The 5,900-nt window shown below is 70.6% G+C and carries 5 protein-coding genes and 1 pseudogene; 2 read left to right on the forward strand and 4 right to left on the reverse strand.

The features are described 5' to 3' along the window. Nucleotides 1-480: 480 nt before the first annotated feature. A complete protein-coding gene (locus AC2W7C_RS12670) occupies nucleotides 481-1,614 on the reverse strand; it encodes a serine hydrolase domain-containing protein (RefSeq protein WP_486001762.1) in 1,134 nt (377 codons plus the stop codon). 88 nt (nucleotides 1,615-1,702) lie between these two features. On the opposite strand from AC2W7C_RS12670, the gene AC2W7C_RS12675 reads away from it, so the two are divergent. Further along, nucleotides 1,703-2,485, forward strand: coding sequence for a hypothetical protein (locus AC2W7C_RS12675; protein WP_486001763.1), 783 nt, complete (start codon nucleotides 1,703-1,705; stop codon nucleotides 2,483-2,485). A 3-nt stretch (nucleotides 2,486-2,488) separates the two neighbouring features. On the opposite strand, the gene AC2W7C_RS12680 is transcribed toward AC2W7C_RS12675, so the two are convergent. The 3 genes from AC2W7C_RS12680 to AC2W7C_RS12690 all read right to left on the reverse strand — a co-directional run bounded on the left by AC2W7C_RS12680 (nucleotide 2,489) and on the right by AC2W7C_RS12690 (nucleotide 5,484). Further along, nucleotides 2,489-2,737 carry a hypothetical protein gene (locus AC2W7C_RS12680; RefSeq protein ID WP_486001764.1) on the reverse strand — a complete coding sequence of 83 codons (249 nt, stop codon included), beginning with the start codon at nucleotides 2,735-2,737 and terminating at the stop codon, nucleotides 2,489-2,491. Further along, on the reverse strand, nucleotides 2,674-4,119 hold the full coding sequence (locus tag AC2W7C_RS12685; protein ID WP_486001765.1) for a M28 family peptidase: 1,446 nt from the start codon (nucleotides 4,117-4,119) through the stop codon (nucleotides 2,674-2,676). Before AC2W7C_RS12685 ends, AC2W7C_RS12680 begins: the two co-directional genes overlap by 64 nt. Before the next feature lie 135 nt (nucleotides 4,120-4,254). Then, nucleotides 4,255-5,484, reverse strand: a complete 1,230-nt coding sequence (locus AC2W7C_RS12690; protein ID WP_486001766.1) for a BaiN/RdsA family NAD(P)/FAD-dependent oxidoreductase — start codon at nucleotides 5,482-5,484, stop codon at nucleotides 4,255-4,257. Nucleotides 5,485-5,708: 224 nt separating this feature from the next. Here AC2W7C_RS12690 and AC2W7C_RS12695 point away from each other — a divergent pair. Further along, nucleotides 5,709-5,900 (forward strand): annotated as a pseudogene (locus AC2W7C_RS12695) (transcription elongation factor); the annotation flags it as partial.

Here is a 5,900-nt window from a genome sequence, read left to right on the forward strand (position 1 = left end):
CTCGGGCGTCAACAACGCCGTCGCCGGGTCGCCGGCCTGCTGCCGTCGCTCTGCTGGGCCTGATCCTCTCGGCCGTCTTCGTGGCCCTGGCCGACGTCCCCGACGCCCGCCGCCCTGCTGGGCCGGGTCATGGCCGGCGCCGATCTCGAGCCCGCAGCCGTCCTAGCCTTCCACCGCGCCTTCCAAGCGGTGATTCTGACCTGCGCGGCCCTGGCGGTGCTGGCGGGCGTTGTCGGAGCCCTGACGGCGCCGAAGCGCAGTGTCTAGGTTCAATCGACATTCAGTCGATAGCCTTCGCCTCTCAAATCCTTGCCTTCCGTCATGGGCGGGCTTGTCCCGGCCATCCATGATCGCGGTCAGGGCCTGGAGGTCTCGACTCCCGCCTTTCGTGTTCATGGAGTCCCGGCACAGGGCCGGGAATGACGGGTTTGAATGTCGATTGACCCTAGTGGCTAGCCGCCTCATGCTCCGCCGCCTGCCTCAGAACACCGAATACAGCGCATCCAGCAGCCGCACTGCGCGCGGATCGCCGATCAGGTGCGGCGACTGCCGCGTCATCACATAGGCCGCCGACAGCCGCACGTCCGGGTCCGCGACCACGCAGCTCCCGCCCCAGCCGTAGTGGCCGACGGCGCCCTCGTGCGGGCCGAAGACGTTCAGGCCTCGATTGGCGGTCAGCCCCGCCGCCCAGCCCATCGTGAACGGCAGCACCTTGTCCTGGCCATGGATGCGCTCGCGGACCAGGGCCGCCCGCGTCGGCTCGGACAGGACCTCACGACCATCGGACGTCCCCGTCGCCACCGTGTTGACGATCCGCGCCAGGTCGCGCGCCGTGGCGTGCAGATTGGCCGAGGGGATCTCGGCCTTGCGCCACTCCCCCGACTCCCTCTGCCCCGGCGACGAGCCGCGGTCGAAAAAGGCCGAACGCTTGATCGGATCGACCGGCCCCAGGTTCGGCGGCGAGGCAGGCTTCCTCATCTGCGCCACCCGTCCGTGTTCGGACTCCGGCAGGCCGATCCACAGGTCCAGCCCCGGGAAGTCCTGGCGCAGCGCCGTCCCCATGGTCCGGCCGTCGACGATCCGGAACAGTTCCCCCGCCAGATAGCCGATGGTGATCGGGTGATAGCCCGAGGCCGTTCCCGGCGCCCACAGCGGCGCCTGGGCGCAGAGCTTGGCCAGCACCACCTCGCGATCGAACCAGTCGGTCGGATCGATGGCCTCGGCGAACCCGGACAGCCCGCCCTGATGGCTCATCAGCTGGCCGACGGTGATCCCGTCCTTGCCCGCCTGGCCGAACGCGGGCCAGTACGACGCCACCGTCGCCTCATAGTCCAGCAGCCCCCGCTCGACGCAGGTGGCGATCAACAGAGCCATCACCGACTTCCCGGCCGAGAACACCGGCGTCAGCGTCCGCTCGTCGAAGGGAACCGTCTGCGCCGCATCGGCCCAGCCGCCCCGCAGGTCGACCACCGTCTCCCCGTCGATGACCACGCTGAACGCCGCGCCGCGTTCGTTCAGCCCCTCGGGCGCCTCGGTGAAGTTGGCGGCGAAGGCGTCCTTCACGGCGGCGAAGCGAGGCGGACAGACGCCGTGGATCTCGGGGAGGTCGGTCATCCTTCCCTCCTACCCATTCCCCCAAACGCCGTCACCCTCGGGCTTGACCGTGGGCCCGCGGGATGGACAGCTGGCGGTGAGGTGAATCATGAACCGTGGCGTCGGCGTCCTCCTGGTCGTGCTGGTGATCGCCGTGGCGCTCTTCGCCGGGTGGGCGGGCTCGCGACGGACGCAGTATTTCGATCCTGCGCTCTACCGGGGCAGCTATCCTTGTTCGTTGGACAAGACATCCCCTCAGGGGCCCGTGGAGGAGTTCGCCGAGGGTTGGTTCTCGGGCCCTCTCAGGACGGTCGGGGAGCCCTCGCTCTACCTGCACAAGCCGCCGGCCGGCGCGACGACCGTGCGTTTCACCTTCCTGCCGGCCTTCTCTGAACCGATTATCGTCCGGATAGACGATCTGCATGGCGAACACCCCCGTCTCACGGCGACCCGCGTCGTGGACCAGGTCCATGTCGTGAAGGGGCTGGACCACCTCGTCCGGCCGCTCTCCGGGGCCGAGGCGGCGCCGATCTCGGCCTTCGTGGCGTCGTCCGGGGTGCTCGACCTTCCACCCGACTCCTGTCTGTCCGGGCCTGACGGGGTGGTCTATCTGATCGAGGCGAACGGCCCCAACGGCTACCGCTTCATCAATCGATGGGGTGTGGAGGACGGCCCGGTCTACGACCTCGCCAACCGCATGTACCGGCTGACCGGTTGGCCCAACGGCGAACAAGGGCCGGATCGGCAACTCGCGGAACAGGAGTGGAGACGGCGCTACCCTCCGGTTCCTTCGTCTCCGGAACCGGCCAGAGGCGAGGCGCCCCCGGAACCGCCGCCGCATCTCGTGTTCCGTGATCCAACCACGCTCAGGCCGCTCGGAGCCAGCCTCTAGCCGCTACTCCCGCTCGGCCGCCGACGCCTGTCGCGCCGCCTCGAACTCGGACCCCGCGCTCCATTCCGGCCACTGGTCGCTGTCGGCCAGGTCGCGCCCGACGGCGTACAGCAGGTCCACGTCCACGGCGGCAGCGTCCATCCGCCAGTCCGGCGTCCATTCGTCCGAGGGCTTGTGATAGCGGTTGGCTACATAGTCCCGGCTCTGGGCGTTGTGGCCGGTGAACCCGGCGATGCCGAACAGCGCCGGCACCCCGCGCCGCGCCAGCGGGAATGGTCCGAGCGGTAGAAGCCGCCCGCCTGGGGCGCCGGGTCCGGGATCAGGCGGCGGCCGCGCTCGGCCGCGCGGCGCTCCAGCCAGGCGTCCGTCTGGCTCTTGCCGGCGCCGATGACCACGATCTCGGGCGAGACTTCCGTACCCGGAAGAAGGCTGTCGATATTGAGGTTGGCCACCGTCGTCTCCAGCGGCCAGACCGGGTTGGCGGCGTAGTATTCGGCCCCCAGCAGTCCCGCCTCCTCGGCGGTCCAGGCGGCGAAGACGACCGAGCGCTCCGGCGCGCCGCCGGCCTTGAACAGCCGCGCCAGCTCCAGGATGGCGGCCACGCCCGTCGCATTGTCGACGGCCCCGTTGTAGATGTCGTCGTCCCCGACCGGCGTGGCGCGCCCATAGGCGTCCCAGTGCGCCCCGAACAGCACCGTCTCGTCCGGACGCGCCGTTCCCGGTATCCGCGCCAGCACGTTGCGGCTCTCGATGCTGGCGTGCGTCTGGCCGAAGTCGATCGACATCGTCACCCCGGGCAGCTCGACCGGCCGGAAGCCCTCCGTCCGCGCCTGATCCCGCAGCGCCGCATAATCCAGCCCTGCCGATCGGATCAGCCGCTCGGCGACCTCGCCCTGGATCCAGCCCTGGGCCGGAACCCGCTCGGCCGCCCAGTCCTGGCGCACGATGTCGAAGTCGGGCGCGGTGGACGAGCCCTCCAGCACCGACCAGCCGTAGCCCGCGCCGGCCGTGTCGTGTATGACCAGCACCCCCGCCGCCCCCTGCGCCGCCGCCTCCTGGAATTTGTAGGTCCAGCGGCCGTAGAAGGTCATGGCGTTCCCCTCGAACCGGCCCGCGACCGGATGCCCCTCGGGCGCGCCGAAGTCCGGGTCGTTGACGACGACCAGCAGGATTTTGCCCCTCAGGTCCGCGCCCTTGAAATCGTCCCAGTTCCGCTCGGGCGCGTCCACGCCGTAGCCGGCGAAGACCACCGGAGCGTCGGTCACCGTGATCCGATCCACCGGCCGGTCCGAGGCGACCAGCACGTCGGGCCCGCGCCGCAACTCGACCTCGCCGCCCGGCGTCCGCGCCGTGATCGTCGCCGGCCCCTCCTGCTGGGTCCGGCTCAGATGCGCCGTCTGCACCCACTGACCGTCCAGCCCGCCAGGCTCCAGCCCCAGCGACCGGAACTGTTCGACCAGATAGTCCACCGTCTTCTGCTCTCCCGGCGTCGCCACGCCCCGCCCCTCGAAGGCGTCAGAGGCCAGGACCCGCGTGTATTCGTTCAGCCTGGCCGGATCGGCCTGCTGGGCGTGGGCGGGGGCCGCGGCCACGAGGGCGGCGGAGACGAGGAGGGTCAGACGAAAGCGATTCATCGGTGGAACTCCAACTTCCAGACCACCTCTCTAGCCGTCATTCCGAGGCTTCGCGAAGCGAAGAACCCGGAACCCAGGACAACGAAGCCAGGCCCGAGACGAAGCTTGCGACGCGGTTCTGGGTTCCGGGTTCCGCTACGCGGCCCCGGAATGACGGCCTGAAGCCAACCACTCGACCACCCCTTCCGCCGCCACGACGCCCGAGGCGAAGCAGGCCTGCAGCAGATAGCCGCCGGTCGGCGCCTCCCAGTCCAGCATCTCGCCGGCGACGAACACGCCGGGCGACGCCTTCAGCATCAGCCGCTCGTCCACCTGGTCCAGCCGCACCCCGCCGGCCGAGGAAATCGCCCGCTCCAGCCCCTGGGCCCCGGTCACGGTCAGCCGCACCGCCTTGATCCGCCTCGCCAGCTTGTCGGCGCCCTCGGGCAAGGGACCGGGGATCTCGCGCAGCAGCCCGACCGCCTCGGGCGACAGGCCGCCGGCTTTGCGCAGCCAGTTGGCCGCGCTGTCCTTGCCCCGCGGCCGGGCCAGCCTCGCGGCCAGGGACTCGACGGCCAAGTCCGGCCGCAAGTCCACCGCCAAGGTCGCGTTTCCGTCCCGCTCGATCGCGTCGCGCAGCCCCGCCGACAGCGCATACACCGCGCCGCCCTCCAGTCCGTAGCGGGTGATCATCGCCTCGCCGCGCACCGTCCGGTCGCCGTGCGTCAGCGCCACAGGTTTCAGCGGCTGGCCTGCGAACCGGTCGGCGAACACCGCGCTCCACGCCACGTCGAAGCCGACGTTCGACGGGCGAAACCGTTCGATCTTCACGCCCGCCGCCGCCAGATCGTCCGTCCACAGACCGTCCGAACCCAGCCGCGGCCAGCTGGCCCCGCCCAGCGCCAGCACCACCGCGTCCGCTCGCTCGATCCGCACGCCGTCCGGCGTCCGGAACACCCAGCCTCCGTCCCGGCGGCCGACCCAGTGCGACCGCGTCCGCACCTCCACGTCCAATTCGTCCAGCCGGCCCAGCCAGGCCCTGAGCAGGGGCGAGGCCTTCATCGCCCGAGGGAACACCCGCCCCGACGATCCCACGAAGGTCGCCTGGCCCAGCCCCTCGGCCCAACCGATCAGCCGCGTCGGCGAGAACCGCTCCAGCCACCGCCCGACTTCAGGCGCGGCCTCGCCATAGCGACCCACGAAGGCGTCCAGATCCTCCGAATGCGTCAGGTTCAGCCCGCCGCGGCCCGCCATCAGGAGCTTGCGCGCCACGGACGGCATCGCCTCGTGCACCACCACCCGCACGCCCGCCTGGCCCAGCCGTTCGGCCGCCATCAGCCCGGCGGGCCCGGCCCCGATCACATGGACGGTCTTGGAAAGCTGCATCGGCGCTCCTTACTCTCATCCGCTCATCCCGGCGAATGCCGGGATCCAGATGGAATGACTCGGGCTGCCGCCAATTTGTCGCCGCCGAGTTCCAGGCGTTGTGATCTTCAATCTGGGTCCCGGCATTCGCCGGGAAGAGCGGATCAAGAGCCAGGGTGAGAGTGGAGCGAGCCTATGGAAAGGACGTGACCGGAACGCCCTCAGCCGCCATACGCTCCTTCCCCATGAGCGTCGCCTTCACCCGCGAGGAAGACCTGGAGGCCACGGCCGCCGATCTTCCCGACCGCCCGATCTCGCCCCCACCCGAACCTGGTCACGCCCGAGGGCCCTGGCCGCGATCGAGAGAGCCCTGGCCGACGCCCGGGCCGCCTACGCCGCCGCCCAGGCCCGGGGCGCACGACGTCGAGGCCTGACCG

The sequence above is a fragment of the Brevundimonas sp. CURTG3B2_SDJG genome, from assembly GCF_057364705.1.

Excerpts from the sequence above, each read along its gene's own strand:
- AC2W7C_RS12670 (WP_486001762.1), bottom strand. The coding sequence starts at position 1,614 with ATGACCGACCTCCCCGAGATCCACGGCGTCTGTCCGCCTCGCTTCGCC.
- AC2W7C_RS12685 (WP_486001765.1), bottom strand. The coding sequence starts at position 4,119 with ATGAATCGCTTTCGTCTGACCCTCCTCGTCTCCGCCGCCCTCGTGGCC.
- AC2W7C_RS12675 (WP_486001763.1), top strand. The coding sequence starts at position 1,703 with ATGAACCGTGGCGTCGGCGTCCTCCTGGTCGTGCTGGTGATCGCCGTG.
- AC2W7C_RS12690 (WP_486001766.1), bottom strand. The coding sequence starts at position 5,484 with ATGCAGCTTTCCAAGACCGTCCATGTGATCGGGGCCGGGCCCGCCGGG.